The sequence below is a fragment of the Robertmurraya sp. genome (assembly GCF_036676585.1).
Lineage (GTDB): Bacteria > Bacillota > Bacilli > Bacillales > Cytobacillaceae > Robertmurraya_A.
On the sequence record NZ_JAKFCQ010000184.1, the window covers coordinates 1 to 16489 of the forward strand.

Sequence of the window (16489 nt, forward strand, 5' to 3'; positions counted from 1 at the left end):
AGTGCAGCATGTGCAGGATTTATGTACGGGATGATTACCGCTAAGCAATTTATTGAGAGTGACAGCTATAAATATGTGTTAGTAGTTGGTGTTGAGAAATTATCAAAAATTACGGATTGGCAAGACCGAAATACAGCTGTTTTGTTTGGCGATGGTGCCGGTGCAGTAGTGATGGGGAAAGTAACGGAAGGCAGAGGTATACTTTCTTTTGAGCTTGGAGCCGACGGTACGGGTGGAAAGCATCTTTACCAAGAAGATTACATCGTAATGAATGGTAGAGAGGTATTCAAATTTGCAGTCAGACAAATGGGTGAAAGCAGCGTAAATGTCCTTGAGAAGGCAGGACTTTCAAAGGAAGATGTTGACTTCTTAATTCCCCATCAGGCAAATATTCGAATTATGGAGGCTTCTAGACAAAGACTAGAACTCCCTGAAGAAAAGATGTCGAAAACAGTTGATAAATATGGAAATACCTCAGCAGCTTCCATTCCGATCTCATTAGTAGAAGAGGTAGAAGCTGGTAAAATAAAAGAAGATGATTTGATCGTTATGGTAGGCTTTGGCGGAGGTTTAACCTGGGGAGCCATTGCCATGCGTTGGGGCAGGTAATTATTTAAGTTATTATATTTATTAAGAAAAGCAAAGGAGTTGCCAGACATGACAAAGAAAAGAGTTGTTGTAACAGGAGTTGGCGCTGTTACTCCAGTTGGTAATAACGTTGAAACAGCATGGAACAATGTATTAGCAGGTGTATCTGGTGTAGGACCGCTTACAAGACTAAATGCAGATGAATACCCAGCAAAAGTAGCTGCAGAGGTAAAGGACTTCCAAGTTGAGGATTTTATTGATAAAAAAGATGCTCGAAAAATGGATCGTTTCACTCATTATGCAGTAGCAGCAGCAAAGATGGCGGTTGAAGATTCAGGACTTGAGATTAATGACAGCAACTCGCATAATATTGGTGTTTGGATTGGATCGGGTATCGGTGGAATGGAGACGTTTGAAAGTCAGTATGAGACGTTTTTAAGTCGAGGTTATCGAAGAGTTAGTCCGTTCTTCGTACCAATGATGATTCCGGATATGGCAACAGGTCAGGTTTCAATTACACTAGGAGCAAGAGGATTTAACTCTTGTACAGTAACTGCTTGTGCGACGGGTACAAATTCAATTGGTGATGCCTTTAAGGTTATTCAACGAGGTGATGCTGTTGCAATGGTAACTGGTGGAGCGGAGGCACCTATTACAAAAATGTCTGTTGCAGGTTTTTGTGCAAACACAGCACTATCAACGAATCCTGACCCAAGTAAGGCAAGCCGTCCTTTTGATCTAAATCGTGATGGTTTTGTTATTGGAGAAGGAGCAGGAATTGTCGTATTAGAAGAATTGGAACATGCTTTAGCTCGTGGGGCAAAAATCTATGCAGAAATCGTAGGCTATGGAGCAACAGGTGATGCCTACCACATTACTGCACCAGCACCAGGTGGAGAAGGCGGAGCGCGTGCAATGAAAATGGCGATAAATGATGCTGGTTTAAACGTCAATGAAGTGGACTACGTGAACGCACATGGAACAAGTACCGATTACAATGATCGCTTTGAAACATTAGCACTTAAAGAAGTGTTTGGTGAACATGCGTATAAGCTTGCAGTGAGTTCAACAAAGTCTATGACGGGTCACTTGCTTGGAGCAGCAGGGGGAGTTGAAGCGATCTTTAGCGTATTAGCGATTAAAGAAGGCATGATTCCACCAACGATTAACTATGAAACACCAGACCCAGAATGTGATTTAGACTATGTACCAAATGAAGCTAGAAAACAAGAAGTACAAGTAGCGATGAGCAATTCGCTTGGCTTTGGCGGTCATAACGCAACAATTGTTTTTAAAGCATATAAATAAAACGAAACAGAGTGGAGTAATATCCGCTCTGTTTTTTTATGGCTTTAATCAAGTTTTGGTTATTCTCTCATAATATGCTATTACAGTGTAAAAGAAATGGGGGAGTTAGGTGGTAGTTGCACGTACGGATGAATGGCTAGACAAAGAATTTTCGAATCCTGTTGCTATATGTGAAAGATTTTTAAAAGAGTTTAACGAAAGTGAATCAAAGCCTATATATGAATATCTTTCCTCGTTTGGTATGTATCGACCTAACCAAGCAAGCTTTCGAACATATGAGATATTAAAAAAGAAAAAAACATGGGAAACGATTAACAATATTTATGAAAAGTATAGAAAAAAGTGGAATGGACCCCAAGTGAATATCTATATTTTCCCCATTACTCAATCTAACACGTCCTTTTTTAGAGAGCGGAAAACAAGAAAATCGGGGGTTTCTTTTCCAGATAGAATGTTTTTATTTATCGGAGATTATGAGGATGAAAAAGAAATAGAGGCATTATTTGTCCATGAATACCATCATGTGTGCCGGATAAAAAAACAAAACAGGGAACCGTTAGAGTTTACTTTACTAGACTCCATTATTTTAGAAGGCTTAGCAGAATTAGAAGTTGAAAAAAACTGTGGAACAGAATACTTGGCTGATTGGTGTCATTATTATAGTAAGGAAGACATAGAAATGTACATGAAGAAATATATCATGTCAAATCTAAAATTGAAAAAAACAGAGGAACAACATGATCGATTATTATTTGGTTTTGGTGCATACCCCAAACTATTAGGTTATGTATGCGGGTATTACCTTGTTAGAAAGTATTACAAGGAAAATTACTTTTCTACAAAAACTTCATTTACAATTCCAGGAAAATATTTTATTACGAAAGTCGAAGAAGCCTAGCTGTATCAAGGGTTTCGAATACACTTTAAAGCCTTAAAGTAGAGGCTTTTTTTGTTTTCTCAATAACTTGAATGTTTTCAATTGTTAAAAAAATCTTGCAATTGTCATTTAACTGTAATAATATTTTAATCAAATAGAACAATTAACTGAATAATTAAAAAACGTAAGAGGTGTCCTATGAGCGTAAATACTCAATTACATAAAGATACACCTTTGCTTGAGGTGAAAAACCTAGAAACTGCATTTTCTATTGATGGTCAATACTATAATGCAGTGGATAATGTGTCATTTTCTGTTAAACCACGGCAAATTGTTGGAATTGTTGGTGAATCAGGTTGTGGTAAATCGGTAATGAGTTTGTCAATTATGAAGCTTCTCCCAAAAGGTATCGGTAAAATTAAGTCAGGAAGCATACAATTTGAAGGTGTTCAATTAGAGCAAATGTCAGATAAAGAGATTAATAGTATTCGTGGAAAAGAGATTGCAATGATATTCCAGGAACCTATGACCTCGCTAAATCCAGTATTTTCAATTGGCTTTCAAATTCAAGAAGTGTTATTTAATCATATGAAAATCTCAAAAAAAGAAGCGAGATTAAAGAGTATTGCCTTGTTAAAAAGTGTAGGTATTTCAAGACCAGAGAAAATTATTGATGAGTACCCGCATCAACTCTCTGGAGGTATGAGGCAAAGAGTAATGATAGCGATTGCAATCGCTTGTCAACCTAAGCTGTTGATTGCTGATGAACCGACGACAGCACTTGATGTAACGGTTCAGGCACAAATCTTGGAACTGCTTAAAGATATCCAAAAAGTGAATGATATGTCAGTCATTTTAATTACTCATGATCTTGGGGTAGTTGCAGAAATGTGCGATGAAGTCATCGTTATGTATGCAGGTAAGGTTGTTGAAAAAACAGATGTCGATACCTTGTTTCACGATCCAAAACATCCATACACAAAGTTGCTAATGGGGGCTATCCCTCGGATGGATGAGGATGTTGAGGTATTAAGTTCCATTAAAGGGATTGTTCCATCGTTAAAGAACATGCCAAAGGTCGGCTGTAAGTTTGCTGCCCGCTGTCCTCAAGTGATGCCAGAATGTACAAGTATCACACCACTTCTAGCTGAAACAGACGAGGGGCACGAAGTTTCCTGCCTGCTGTATCCAACTAGCAGGCCAAGAGAGGGAGTCTTGCATAATGAATATGGAAGTTAAGGAAACAACATTAAATAAAAAAAATAAGAGAAATAATGATGTTCTTCTCGAGGTGAAAAATCTTAAAACCTACTACCCTATTAAGGGTGGGATCTTTAGAAAAACCGTTGCTGTTGTCAAAGCAGTAGATGATATTTCGTTTGAAATTAAAAAAGGAGAAACGCTTGGACTTGTTGGTGAATCTGGCTGTGGGAAATCGACAGCTGGTCGTACTATATTGCGCCTATTAGATGCAACAGACGGGCAGATTATTTTCGACGGAGACGATATTACAAATATTCGTGGGGTATCGCTTCGAAAGGTACGAAAAGATTTTCAAATGGTGTTTCAGGATCCATATGCTTCTCTAAACCCAATGATGATGGTCGGAGATTTAATTTCTGAGCCTATTAGAAATTTCACAAATAAAAGCTCTAAGGATTTAAAACCAGAAGTAATGGAGCTTTTAACAAAGGTAGGATTACCTGAAGATGCCTATTACAAATATCCTCACGAATTTTCAGGGGGACAAAGGCAAAGAATTGGAATTGCGAGAGCGCTTGCATTAAAGCCAAAGTTAATAATTGCGGATGAGCCGGTTTCCGCTCTAGATGTTTCCGTTCAATCACAGGTCTTAAATTTGTTAAAAGAACTTCAAGATGAGTTTGATTTAACCTTCTTGTTCATCGCTCATGATTTAAGTGTAGTAAAACATATGAGTGACCGAATCGGAGTAATGTACTTAGGTGGACTAGTTGAAGTTTCGGAGAAAAATAGCTTATATGCAGAGCCGTTGCATCCGTATACACAAGCATTAATTTCTGCTATTCCTGAGCCAGATCCAAGAAAAAAGAAGGAAAGAATTATTCTGGAAGGTGATGTACCAAGCCCGATTGATCCACCAAAAGGGTGCACCTTTCATCCGCGTTGTGCACATGCAATGCCTGAATGTCAGCAGGTTAAGCCTACTTTAAAGGAGGTGAAGCCTGGGCATAGAGTCGCTTGTCATTTATACAACTAGCAGAAAAAAACTATTTCCGGGGGGAAAACAATGAAAAAGTCAGCATTTTGGCTTGTTTCTGTAATGTTGATCATGTCTCTATTTTTAGCAGCATGTTCAAAGGAAACAGCTAACGAAGAGCCAGCAGAGGGTGATAAGCCAGCTGGAGAAGCAAAAGAAGGCGGTACAGTAACATTTGGTTATACTCAACCATTCAAAGGTGTTTTATCTTATGCATATTACGAAGGAGAAGATGATGTTAATGCTCTTCAATTTATGCATGAAGCTTTAATCAAAACGGGTGATGATTTAACACCACAACCAAACCTTGCTACATGGGAACTTTCTGAAGACCACATGAAATTAACGTTTAAGCTTAAAGAAGGCGTGAAATGGCATGATGGAGAAGAGCTTACTGTAGAAGATATGGAGTATGCTTGGTACTTAATCGCAGATCCAACTTATGAAGGTGCACGTTTTGCTAACGTAGCTATGATTAAGGGTGCTCAAGAATACCATGATGGAACAGCTGAAACGATCGAAGGTATTAAAGTAATTGATGACTACACAATTGAGGTAACTGTTACAGAACCATCTGTAAACTTACTAGATAATATCTGGGTATATCCAGAACCAAAGCATTACTATGGAGATATCTCTTCTAAAGAACTACCAGATTCTGAGCAAATTCGTAAAAACCCAATTGGGGTAGGACCATTCAAGGTTAAGAACATTGTTGCAGGTGAAATGATTGAATTTGAACGCTTTGATGATTACTGGCAAGGTCCAGCGAAATTAGACGGAGTTGTTTACAAAATCATTGACGGATCATTAGCTCAAGGGTTAATCCAAAACGGTGAAGTAGATGTTATCGAAGCACCGAAGGATCAATGGGCTGCTATTAAAGAGCTTCCAAACGTAAATGCAGTTGAAGCAGATGCAATGTCTTACAGCTATATCGGATTTGACTGGGGTCATTACGACAATGAAAAGGGTGTAGTTGTATCTGATAACCAAAAATTCCAAAATAAAGCTTTACGTCATGCAATGGCTCACGCTATTGATCGTCAAGCATTTATCGATGGTTTTGCAAACGGCTTAGGAAAACCATTAAATACTCCATTCCCTTCAGTTTCATGGGCAAAAATTGATGATTCTGAAATTAATGGTTATGAGTTTGATGTAGAGAAAGCAAAAGAATTACTTGATGAAGCTGGTTACAAAGATGTAGATGGCGATGGTTTCGTTGAAGATCCAGAAGGAAAGCCATTTACTGTGAACTTTGATGCAATGGCTGGTGCTGAAACATCTGAAGCACGTGCTCAATTCATCATTCAATCTTGGCAAGCAATTGGTCTTAATGCAAAGCTTAACGGTGGAGCGTTAAAAGACTTTAACTTATTCTATGACACAATTGAAGCAGATGACCCTTCTGTTGAAACGTTCATGGGTGCATGGGGACTTGCAGCAGATCCAGATCCAGCAGGAATTTGGTTATCTACAGACAAGTGGAACATGTGGAGATGGTACTCTGAAGAGTCTGATGAGTTAATCAAGAAGGGTGTAACATTCCCAGAAGATGAGAGCATGGACATTACTGAGCATCGTCAACAATATTATGATAAGTGGCAAAAACTAGTTAACGAAGAGTTACCAATCATTTTCTTCGAACAACGTGTTGATCCATGGGCAATCAATAAGCGTGTTCAAAACGTAAAGGTTACTCCATTCGGAACAGAAGATTTCCATTTATGGGCTGTAACGGAGTAATGAAAAGTACATTATAGTTTGATAAGGGGAATTGAGCATGCTACAATACACCATTCGTAGACTAATAGGTATGATTCCAATTATTTTCCTTATCTCAGTAGTGGTATTTTCCCTGGCAAAGCTTATGCCAGGGGATGCCCTATCTGGTAAAATCGATCCACTAAATTCAGATCCAGCTTATATAGAAGAAATGCGTGAAAAGATGGGATTAAACGACCCTATTCATGTACAGTACATTCGCTGGATGAGTGGAGTGGTCAAGGGAGATTTTGGTGATTCATTCGTACACAAACGTGAAGTAATGGAATTGGTTGGTGATCGCCTTCCAAACACAATCATTTTAGGATTATCTGCACTTTTAATCACATATTGCTTAGCCTTTCTAATGGGAAGGTTTTCAGGACGATACGCATATAGTATTGGGGATTATCTCATTTCAGGATTTAACTATTTAGCTCTAGCCATTCCGAGCTTTGTTGCAGCATTAGTTGCTATTTATATTTTCTCTATTAATTTAGGTTGGGTACCTGCCACAGGAAGTATCGGCTCAGGTGTGGAACCTGGTACTTTTGAGTATTTTATTAGTAAAGCGAAACATACGATATTGCCGGCTCTAGTGCTAGGATCTCTCGCTACTGCATCCTATACACAATTTTTGCGTAATGATATGATCGAAAGCTCTCGTAAAGATTATGTTCGTACTGCAAGAGCGAAAGGTACGAAAGAATCAACGATTTATAATAAGCATATTTTAAGAAATTCAATTATTCCTATTGTAACCTTATTAGGTTTTGATATTGCCAGTATTTTTGGTGGTGCGATTATTACAGAAACCATCTTTACATATCCGGGAATCGGGTATCTGTTTGTTGAGTCAGTTAATGCTCGCGATTATTCTGTTATGATGGCAATTGCCATGATGTTAACGGTTCTAACATTAATAGGTAATTTAATTGCAGATCTATTGTACGGATTGGTAGATCCACGAATTCGTTTAAGTTAGGGTAGGTGAGAGAATGGAACCAGTTACACAATCAACTACAGCGACTGTTGGGAGGGTGATTAAGCCTCCGAAGAGCCAATCACCATGGGCTCTCGCCCGCCGGAAATTTTTGAAAAATAAAATAGCCATGATTAGTTTGGCATTTTTAATCATTGTTACTGTGTTATCAATCTTTGCTGAGCAGCTGACGATTCCAGTCGAAGAAACAGCAAAAATCAATCTTACGCAGATGAGTAAGGAGCCATCAGCTGAGCACTTTTTTGGGACAGATAAGTCTGGAAGAGATGTGTTTGCTAGAACCTTACATGGTGGACAAACGTCACTATTACTTGCATTTTCTATTACCATTTCAGTAATTTCCATCGGAGCCATCGTTGGTGCAACTGCAGGTTTCTTCGGTGGATGGGTTGATAACGCGTTGATGAGATTTACTGATTTTATGATGAACTTCCCATTCTTACTATTTGTAATCGTATTAAAGTCGATTTTCTTAGAATCTAGCACAGCTACCCTAATTTTTGTTATTTCGGTACTGAGCTGGACAGGTACAGCTCGTCTCGTAAGAAGTAAGGTAATGGCTGAAAAGGAAAATGAGTATATTTTAAGTGCAATTTCAATTGGATGCTCACCTTTTAAAACTATTACAAAGCACTTACTTCCAAACGTTATGTCTACAATAATCGTACAAGCAACATTAACATTAGCTGTTATGATTGTTGCAGAAACAGGTCTTAGCTTCTTAGGTTTTGGTGTACCGATGAATATACCAAGCTGGGGAAATATGCTTCAGGAAGCACGTAGTCCTGATGTTTTGACTAGTAAATGGTGGATTTGGATTCCGCCTGCAGCAGTGCTAACTGGCACGATTTTATCTATAAATTTCATAGGTGAAGGGTTTAAAGACGCCTTTAACCCTAAATCAAACAGATAAATCTACCAATTCAAACTGGTAGATTTTTTTTTGTCTACATAAGTTGTCCCATAGTAACATATGTATGTAGAAAAGAGAGCTGGGGGAAGGGCGATGGAGAGAGTGGGGAAATCTCTATGATTATGAGGATTTTCCTTTTGCTTACTGGTTTTGGACTAGCAGTACTCGGGGGGATAAGTACAGTTGCGTACCTAAACTTATTAACTACAGGATATACGATGATCGACTATCTTGAATTTATTAAGGGTCGTGTAGAGTGCTATCTATTTCTAGTCGGCATGTTAATTATATGGTTAAGTATTTATTTTCCGGGTAAAGAGGAATAAAATATAAATTGGATTAAGATTTCATAAAAGGAATAAATTAACGGTAACCTGCCCATACTGAATGACAAACAGTTTGTGAAGTGAGGGGTTAATTCATGTTGTATCTTCATGATGTTTGGGTAAATTGGTTTGAAGGAGAAGAGAACGGATACAATGTCTGTCACTTTCATGAGTGGCGGAAAGATGACGGAGTCGAACTTCTAGATCAGGTTCCCTTGTTAAAGGTTGAGTCAGTGTTGTTTAACTATATTGAAAATGATCTTTCTGAACTCCCACAGCAGCTATTGGACGATGTTTATCAAAAGGCATATTTACGTAAAAATCACGAGCGTATACAGCTAGAATATTGCTTTGTCGTCACTGATGGTACAGGAATATTAGTAGTGGATACTATCGGCTACAATATACCGATTAGAAAGAGTAGGTTGATTCCAAGGCAAGAGCAGTTAGTTTATGAGATGATCGATAAGCATGACACCATTCCGTATGCATTTAATGATCATTCTTCATTAAAAGAATTTCATATTTTATCACCAGCACCAGAGCTAATGAACGGGTTAACTAGAAAAGAGAGACAACTAAAGCAGTTGTTATTTATGGCCCTAGACCAGCTTCACTCATCAAATAACGCCGCAGAAGTAAGATACTGGTACACAGAGTGGAATCCAGAAAGGTATTCGGAGATTCAAGACCTAACATTTGAAAATGTTTGGCGGGAATTATATGAAAATACAAAGTACGGTTGGTCCTTAAAGCATGAGAACTTTTGTGAAAACTTAATAAAAGGGCAGCCCTTCTTTGAAAAGTTATGGGAGATGGAACATGGTCCGAAAGTAAATTAAAAAGGCTGGAATATCCAGCCTTTTTAATTTACTTTCTTTTTCTTCCTAGCCCCATGGCATTTTCCATTTTCTTAACCATTTTACTAGCAACTTGATTTGCTTTAGCTGCTCCTCTATCAAGGATTTCATCCAATTCAGTAGATTCCATTAACTGATGGTATTTTTTCTGAATCGGTTCAAATTCAGAAATTAGAACTTGTGCTAGTTCTGATTTAAAGTCTCCGTATCCTTTACCTTCATACTGATTTTCTAATTCTTCAATCGTTTTTCCAGTTAGGATGGAGTAGATTGATAATAAATTCGAAACCCCTGGTTTATTTTCTTTGTCAAACTTTACTACCCCTTCAGAGTCAGTAACAGCGCTTTTAATTTTCTTTTCTATTTGCTTTGGCTCATCCAATAATGAAATAAATGCTTTTTGATTAGGGTCAGACTTACTCATTTTTTTCATTGGATCTTGTAAGGACATAATACGAGCGCCAACTTTTGCAATTCTTACCTCTGGAATAGTGAAAATATCATTGTACTTCTTATTAAAACGCTCCGCTAAATCACGTGTAAGCTCTAAATGCTGTTTCTGATCTTCTCCCACTGGAACAAGGTCTGTGTTGTAAAGCAAAATATCTGCAACCATTAAAGGTGGATAAGTAAGCAATCCAGCAGAAACAGCGTCTTTCCCAGCTGATTTATCTTTAAACTGTGTCATTCTCTCTAGCTCTCCAATATAGGATATACATTGGAACATCCAGCCTGCCTGTGCGTGAGCCGGAACTTCAGATTGAATAAATAACGTAACCTTTTCAGGATCTAATCCAACCGCAATGTATAAGGCAGCAAGACTACGAATATTTTTCCTAAGTTGCTGAGCTTCTTGAGGGACCGTAATAGCGTGTTGGTCTACGATACAGAAATAACAGTTATATTCATTTTGAAGCTCAACGAACTGTTTCAATGCTCCGATATAATTTCCTAGTGTTATCATTCCGCTCGGTTGGATACCAGAGAAGATGGTTTTCATGAAAGTTCCTCCTTTTAAGTGGAAAAAACCACCTCTCCATTCTAATACAAGGAAAGAGTGGCTGAATATTAACCACAAACTTAAAATCACTCATTAATTATGTAATAAGATGCTTATTAAAAATTATAAGTAACAATGCTCTTTTAATCAAGAACTACCGCTTATATATAGTAGAAGAAGAGCGCTGCGAGACAAAGAGCTAAATTAATAAAACCTATAAACAATAAAGGAGAATAATTAATAGTAATTATTTGTGATAAGGGTCTCATTTCATCCACGTTTTCTCTTGTTACATCTTTTCCAGCGAATATTAATCGAAAGGATTTGGTTACGACGTCAAAAAATCCTGTGTTCACTGTAAAAATTGCTAAAGATATAAAAAGAAGCAAACTTGAAATATAGAAGCTTTTATTTATATAGCTTAAAAGTGAAATGCTATTACTGAAAAACATTAGAATGAAGATAATTAATTGAGAGCATAATAAAAGTGCTAAATTTAGCTTTGTTTTAAGCGTTTCCATTAGGTAATCCTTTCTGAAATTATTATATTTGTAAAACAATATAACAAAAAACTAGTTGGTCGGGTTAGATATTCTATTTCTAATAAATGCTAATTATATCATAGTATATCTAAAGTCGATGTTAACAATTATAACAATAGTGTAAAATTTTTTTGAAAAAACATGTACAAACCGTAAATTAAATGTATAATAACTAATGTACAACTTTTCAGAAAAAACAATCTAAGGAGGTCTATCAGTGAAAAAGTCAAAATTTTCATTGCTTTTAGTCCTAACACTAGTACTTAGCATGTTTTTAGCTGCATGTTCTGGTGGCAATAATGAGGACGAAGCAACACCTGATAATGATTCAGACGCAACAGGCTCTGAATTAGCTGAAAACCAAGAAATCACAGTATTGGAATCTGCTGAGATTCCATCAATGGACTCTGTACTTGCTGAGGACACTGTAGGTTTCACAATGATCAACAACGTTAACGAAGGATTATACCGCCTAGACCAGGAACAAAATCCAATTCCTGCATTATCTGACGGTGAACCAACTGTTAGCGAAGACGGTACTGTTTACACTTTCAAACTTAGAGAAGCTAAATGGTCTAATGGTGATGCTGTAACAGCTAACGACTTCGTATATGCATGGCAACGTGCACTTTTACCTGATTCTGCTTCATTCTACGGTCCTTACATAATGACTGGAGTAATTAAAAACGCAGATAAAGTAAAAGCTGGAGAAGTTGACCCAAGCGAGCTTGGCGTTAAAGCTTTAAGTGATACTGAATTAGAAGTTACACTTGAAAAGCCAGTTCCTTACTTTACAGCTTTAATGGCATTCCCTACTTTCTATCCACAAAACCAAAAATTTGTTGAAGAAAAAGGCGCTGACTTTGCAAAGAATGCTGAAAACCTAATCTTTAACGGTCCTTTCAAAATGACTAGTTGGGATGGGGTTGCTGCTACTGAGTGGACTCTTGAAAAGAACGAAGAGTACTGGGATGCAGAAAACGTTACTTTAACAAAAATCAACTATAATACATCTAAAGATCCACAAGCAGCTGCTAATGCTTTCGAAGCAGGACAAGCTGATGTAACACCAAAATTATCAACACCTGCGGTTATCTCACAATATGAGGGAGATTCTCGTCTTGTAACATGGTTAGAGCCAACTGAATTCTGGTTAAAGTTTAACCAAGAAAATGAAGCTTTAGCTAACAAAAACATTCGTTTTGCTCTTTCTTTAGCGTTTGATAAAGATGCTTTAGTAAACGATATTCTTCAAAACGGTTCTTTAGCTGCTAACTACGCAGTTCCTGCTGAGTTTGTTAAGCACCCAGAAACTGGTGAAGACTTCCGTGAAGCAAACGGAGATTTAAATGCATTTGATGCAGAAAAAGCAAAAGAATATTGGGAAAAAGGTCTAGCTGAACTAGGCGTAGAAAGTCTTGAATTGAACTTCCTTGGTGGAGACACTGAGACTTCAAAAACAGTTGATGCTTTCCTTAAGGATCAACTACAAAATAACCTTCCAGGTTTAACTATTAACCTTGAAAGTGTTCCATTCTCTGTACGTCTTGACCGTGAAGATACTCAAAACTATGATATCCTTCATGCTGGTTGGGGCCCTGACTATCCAGATCCAATGACATACTCTGATCTTTGGTTAACTGGTGGCGGACACAACAAAATGTCTTACTCTAACGCTAAATATGATGAGCTAGTAAAATCTGCTCAAACTGAATTAGCTGATAAGCCTGCAGAGCGTTTCGAAGCTCTACAAGAAGCTGAGAAGGTATTATTTGAGGATGCAGCTCTTGCTGGAACATACCAACGTGCTTCAAACATCTTAGTAAACGAAAAACTTGAAGGCTTTACTTACCATATCTTTGGACCAGAGTACAGCTGGAAGTTTGCTAAACTAAATAAATAATTTACCATATAATTAATATGGTGAAATGATGTACAATGAAATAGGAGAGAGAGTATATTCGCTTAAATATACTCTCTTTTTCCCTGTATTCGAATTGTCGAAAGATGGGGAAAATTCAAAATAAGTAGGAGGTGCACAGATGATTAAATATATTGGCCAAAGGGTCATTTATATGATAATTACTCTATTTCTAATTGCCTCAATGACGTTTTTCTTAATGAAGCTTGTTCCAGGAACACCATTTAAAAACCAAGCAAAAATGTCAGATGAGCAACTTGAGATGATGCTTGAATATTATAAGCTTGATGAACCAGTTCCCGTTCAGTATGTGGCGTATATGACAAACTTAGTTAAGGGTGACTTAGGTACTTCTTATCAGTTTGCCAATACACCAGTATCAGAATTATTAGGTGCAAGGATTGGTGCCTCTGCTTTATTAGGCTTTCAAGCACTATTAGTAGGTACGATTGTTGGTATCATTCTTGGGGTATTAGGAGCGCTAAGGCAAAATACATGGGTAGATTATGGAACGACCTTTATAGCCGTTATTGGTAAATCTATTCCTTCGTTTGTTTTTGCTGGATTGCTTCAATATTATGTAGGTGTAAAACTAGGTTGGTTCCCTGTTGCATTCTGGAAAGGTCCTGAATACACAGTTATGCCAACGATTGCACTTTCGATGTTCCCGATTGCCATTGCAGCTCGTTTTATGAGAACTGAAATGGTAGAAGTTCTAGGATCGGATTATATTACATTAGCAAGAGCTAAAGGTGCAAACTACTTTGAAATTGCATTTAAGCATGCGTTAAGAAATGCTTTAATTCCAGTTATTACTGTATTAGGTCCGCTTGCTGTAAGCTTAATGACTGGTTCCCTTGTTATTGAAAAGATTTTCTCTGTTCCAGGACTAGGAGAGCAGTTTGTAAAATCTGTTCAGGTGAATGACTATTCGGTCATAATGGCGACAACTTTGTTATTTGCGTTCCTATTTATTGTTGTTATTTTAGTGGTTGATATTCTTTATGGATTGATTGATCCAAGAATTCGTTTAGCGGGAGGGAAGAAATAATGGCACAATTTGATGAGAAAATCAGCAAAGACCAATTTGAGCCCGCTATTATTGACGCATCAACAAGTGAGCGCATTTCTAAACCAAGTCTAAACTATTGGCAGGATGCGTGGTTACGAGTTAGAAAAAACAAAGGTGCGATTGTAAGTTTAGTAGTGATCGGAATTTTAATTATTATGGCTTTAATTGGGCCATCATTAAGTAAATTTGAGTTTGATAAGCAAAACACGAAACATGCAAACTTACCACCTCGTATTGAGGCATTAGAAAATATATCTTGGTTACCATTTGATGGAACAAGAACATTGAAAAATGGCAATGTGGTAAATCCATATGAGCAAAAGCAAATTGAAGAGTACTACTGGTTTGGTACGGATGCTCTTGGAAGAGACCAATTTTCACGTGTTTGGAAAGGGATGCAAATCTCTCTATATATTGCATTTCTAGCAGCTTTTATTGATATGGTTATCGGTGTTGCCTTCGGTGCTATTTCTGGTTACTTTGGTGGACGTATTGATAATATTATGCAAAGAATCATTGAAGTACTTTCAGGAATTCCAAATCTAGTAATTGTTATTTTAATGATTATTGTTTTGAAGCCGGGGATTATATCAATTACAGTAGCATTGACGATTACCGGTTGGGTGAGTATGGCGCGTGTCGTTCGTGCCCAAGTACTAAAATTAAAAAACCAAGAATTTGTTTTAGCGTCTCGCACACTTGGCGCTAGCCATGCGAATATAATCTTTAAACATTTAATTCCTAATCTCGCAGGTGTTATCATTATTAACACAATGTTTACGATCCCTAACGCAATATTCTTTGAAGCCTTCTTGAGCTTTATCGGTTTAGGTCTTCAAGAGCCATTAGCATCATTAGGAACACTTATTGATGAAGGATTTAAATCAATGATTGCCTTCCCATATCAAATGCTAGTTCCAGCAATTATTATTTCTGTCATTATGATTGCATTTAATATGATTGCAGATGGTCTTCGTGACGCGTTAGATCCTAAAATGAGAGACTAAGGCAGGTGAAATAAGATGTCAAAAATATTAGAAGTAAATAACTTAAATATATCTTTCCATACGTTTGCTGGTGAAGTAAAAGCGATTCGTGGAGCGAACTTTCATCTTAATAAAGGTGAAACTCTTGCCATCGTTGGGGAATCTGGTTCAGGGAAGTCTGTAACAACAAAGGCTATTATGCGTCTTTTACCTGAGAGTAACTCTGAGATTAAAGAGGGCGAAATCCTATTTGATGGAAAAGATTTAACAAAATTATCGGACAAGCAAATGCAAACGATTCGTGGTAAGGAAATCTCAATGATCTTTCAGGATCCAATGACTTCTTTAAATCCAACAATGACTGTTGGTAAGCAAATCATGGAACCAATTATTAAACACCAAAATATGAGTAAATCTGCTGCTAAGCAACGTGCGATTGAGCTTTTAAAGCTTGTTGGAATTCCGATGGCTGAGGAACGCTTTAAACAATATCCTCATCAATTCTCAGGTGGGATGAGACAAAGGGTTGTAATTGCGATCGCTTTAGCATGTAATCCCAAAGTATTGATTGCTGACGAACCAACAACTGCTTTAGATGTAACGATTCAAGCGCAAATTTTGGAATTAATGAAAGATCTGCAGAAAAAAATTGATACTTCTATAATCTTTATTACGCATGACTTAGGTGTGGTTGCCAATGTAGCAGACCGAGTAGCAGTTATGTACGGTGGAAAAATTATTGAGATCGGTACTGTAGATGAAATTTTCTACAATCCGCAGCACCCGTATACATGGGGGCTAATTAGCTCGATGCCAGATTTGGATACAGCTGAAGCTGAGCTTTATGCTATTCCAGGATCACCACCAGACCTACTTAACCCGCCAAAGGGAGATGCGTTTGCACCGCGTAACGAATATGCGATGAAAATTGATTTAGAACAAGAACCTCCAATGTTTAAAGTTTCGGATACTCATTACGCAGCAACATGGCTTCTTCATCCGGATGCTCCAAAGGTAGAGCCACCAGCAGCTGTTATGAAGAGAAGAGAAATGTATCCAGGTTACAATAATAAATAAGGAGGTAAAT

Annotated in this window: 16 protein-coding genes; 14 read left to right on the plus strand and 2 right to left on the minus strand. The window is 37.5% G+C overall.

Going from position 1 to position 16489, the window contains the following annotated elements; translation table 11 throughout:
* The 10 genes from ACGLXV_RS22695 to ACGLXV_RS22740 all read left to right on the plus strand — a co-directional run.
* On the plus strand, positions 1–609 hold a 609-nt coding region (locus ACGLXV_RS22695; protein WP_391560419.1), incomplete at its 5' end, for a beta-ketoacyl-ACP synthase 3.
* 48 nt (positions 610–657) lie between these two features.
* Positions 658–1896, plus strand: a complete 1239-nt coding sequence (fabF, locus tag ACGLXV_RS22700) for a beta-ketoacyl-ACP synthase II (RefSeq protein WP_119707246.1) — start codon at positions 658–660, stop codon at positions 1894–1896.
* A gap of 109 nt (positions 1897–2005) precedes the next feature.
* Entirely contained in the window at positions 2006–2794 is a 789-nt protein-coding gene (locus tag ACGLXV_RS22705) for a DUF2268 domain-containing putative Zn-dependent protease (RefSeq protein WP_391560420.1), read from the plus strand.
* 177 nt (positions 2795–2971) lie between these two features.
* The gene (locus ACGLXV_RS22710; protein WP_391560421.1) at positions 2972–4012 is read left to right on the plus strand and encodes an ABC transporter ATP-binding protein; all 1041 of its coding nucleotides are present in this window, start codon (positions 2972–2974) and stop codon (positions 4010–4012) included.
* Positions 4002–5012, plus strand: coding sequence for an ABC transporter ATP-binding protein (locus tag ACGLXV_RS22715; protein ID WP_391560446.1), 1011 nt, complete (start codon positions 4002–4004; stop codon positions 5010–5012). The genes ACGLXV_RS22710 and ACGLXV_RS22715 overlap by 11 nt, the downstream gene beginning before the upstream one ends.
* A gap of 30 nt (positions 5013–5042) precedes the next feature.
* The gene (opp4A, locus tag ACGLXV_RS22720; protein ID WP_391560422.1) at positions 5043–6761 is read left to right on the plus strand and encodes an oligopeptide ABC transporter substrate-binding protein; all 1719 of its coding nucleotides are present in this window, start codon (positions 5043–5045) and stop codon (positions 6759–6761) included.
* A gap of 37 nt (positions 6762–6798) precedes the next feature.
* Entirely contained in the window at positions 6799–7764 is a 966-nt protein-coding gene (gene opp4B / locus ACGLXV_RS22725; RefSeq protein WP_119707250.1) for an oligopeptide ABC transporter permease, read from the plus strand.
* Between the two features lie 13 nt (positions 7765–7777).
* Positions 7778–8695, plus strand: a complete 918-nt coding sequence (gene opp4C, locus ACGLXV_RS22730; protein WP_391560423.1) for an oligopeptide ABC transporter permease — start codon at positions 7778–7780, stop codon at positions 8693–8695.
* Between the two features lie 116 nt (positions 8696–8811).
* Positions 8812–9021 (plus strand): YuzI family membrane protein, encoded by a 210-nt coding sequence (locus ACGLXV_RS22735; RefSeq protein ID WP_119707252.1) that lies wholly within the window; start codon positions 8812–8814, stop codon positions 9019–9021.
* 95 nt (positions 9022–9116) lie between these two features.
* Positions 9117–9863: a YjbA family protein gene (locus tag ACGLXV_RS22740; RefSeq protein ID WP_391560424.1), complete on the plus strand. Its 747-nt coding sequence runs from the start codon at positions 9117–9119 to the stop codon at positions 9861–9863.
* Positions 9864–9891: 28 nt separating this feature from the next.
* Here the strand turns inward: ACGLXV_RS22740 and trpS are convergent, their stop codons facing one another.
* Both trpS and ACGLXV_RS22750 read right to left on the minus strand, forming a co-directional pair.
* Positions 9892–10881 carry a tryptophan--tRNA ligase gene (gene trpS / locus ACGLXV_RS22745; protein ID WP_391560425.1) on the minus strand — a complete coding sequence of 330 codons (990 nt, stop codon included), beginning with the start codon at positions 10879–10881 and terminating at the stop codon, positions 9892–9894.
* 161 nt (positions 10882–11042) lie between these two features.
* Positions 11043–11402 carry a DUF3899 domain-containing protein gene (locus tag ACGLXV_RS22750; RefSeq protein ID WP_391560426.1) on the minus strand — a complete coding sequence of 120 codons (360 nt, stop codon included), beginning with the start codon at positions 11400–11402 and terminating at the stop codon, positions 11043–11045.
* A gap of 238 nt (positions 11403–11640) precedes the next feature.
* On the opposite strand from ACGLXV_RS22750, the gene ACGLXV_RS22755 reads away from it, so the two are divergent.
* The 4 genes from ACGLXV_RS22755 to ACGLXV_RS22770 all read left to right on the plus strand — a co-directional run bounded on the left by ACGLXV_RS22755 (position 11641) and on the right by ACGLXV_RS22770 (position 16479).
* The gene (locus ACGLXV_RS22755; RefSeq protein WP_391560427.1) at positions 11641–13326 is read left to right on the plus strand and encodes a peptide ABC transporter substrate-binding protein; all 1686 of its coding nucleotides are present in this window, start codon (positions 11641–11643) and stop codon (positions 13324–13326) included.
* Positions 13327–13465: 139 nt separating this feature from the next.
* Positions 13466–14395, plus strand: coding sequence for an oligopeptide ABC transporter permease (gene opp3b, locus ACGLXV_RS22760; RefSeq protein WP_391560428.1), 930 nt, complete (start codon positions 13466–13468; stop codon positions 14393–14395).
* Complete coding sequence (opp3C, locus tag ACGLXV_RS22765; protein ID WP_119707258.1) at positions 14395–15423, plus strand: oligopeptide ABC transporter permease; 1029 nt, start codon at positions 14395–14397, stop codon at positions 15421–15423. Before opp3b ends, opp3C begins: the two co-directional genes overlap by 1 nt.
* Positions 15424–15438: 15 nt before the next feature.
* The gene (locus tag ACGLXV_RS22770) at positions 15439–16479 is read left to right on the plus strand and encodes an ABC transporter ATP-binding protein (RefSeq protein ID WP_119707259.1); all 1041 of its coding nucleotides are present in this window, start codon (positions 15439–15441) and stop codon (positions 16477–16479) included.
* Positions 16480–16489 lie beyond the last annotated feature (10 nt).

Coding starts and splice junctions, on each gene's coding strand:
- opp4C (WP_391560423.1), top strand. CDS start 7,778: ATGGAACCAGTTACACAATCAACTACAGCGACTGTTGGGAGGGTGATT.
- ACGLXV_RS22715 (WP_391560446.1), top strand. CDS start 4,002: ATGGAAGTTAAGGAAACAACATTAAATAAAAAAAATAAGAGAAATAAT.
- ACGLXV_RS22750 (WP_391560426.1), bottom strand. CDS start 11,402: ATGGAAACGCTTAAAACAAAGCTAAATTTAGCACTTTTATTATGCTCT.
- trpS (WP_391560425.1), bottom strand. CDS start 10,881: ATGAAAACCATCTTCTCTGGTATCCAACCGAGCGGAATGATAACACTA.
- opp4A (WP_391560422.1), top strand. CDS start 5,043: ATGAAAAAGTCAGCATTTTGGCTTGTTTCTGTAATGTTGATCATGTCT.
- ACGLXV_RS22735 (WP_119707252.1), top strand. CDS start 8,812: ATGATTATGAGGATTTTCCTTTTGCTTACTGGTTTTGGACTAGCAGTA.
- fabF (WP_119707246.1), top strand. CDS start 658: ATGACAAAGAAAAGAGTTGTTGTAACAGGAGTTGGCGCTGTTACTCCA.
- ACGLXV_RS22770 (WP_119707259.1), top strand. CDS start 15,439: ATGTCAAAAATATTAGAAGTAAATAACTTAAATATATCTTTCCATACG.
- opp3C (WP_119707258.1), top strand. CDS start 14,395: ATGGCACAATTTGATGAGAAAATCAGCAAAGACCAATTTGAGCCCGCT.
- opp4B (WP_119707250.1), top strand. CDS start 6,799: ATGCTACAATACACCATTCGTAGACTAATAGGTATGATTCCAATTATT.
- ACGLXV_RS22710 (WP_391560421.1), top strand. CDS start 2,972: ATGAGCGTAAATACTCAATTACATAAAGATACACCTTTGCTTGAGGTG.
- opp3b (WP_391560428.1), top strand. CDS start 13,466: ATGATTAAATATATTGGCCAAAGGGTCATTTATATGATAATTACTCTA.
- ACGLXV_RS22740 (WP_391560424.1), top strand. CDS start 9,117: ATGTTGTATCTTCATGATGTTTGGGTAAATTGGTTTGAAGGAGAAGAG.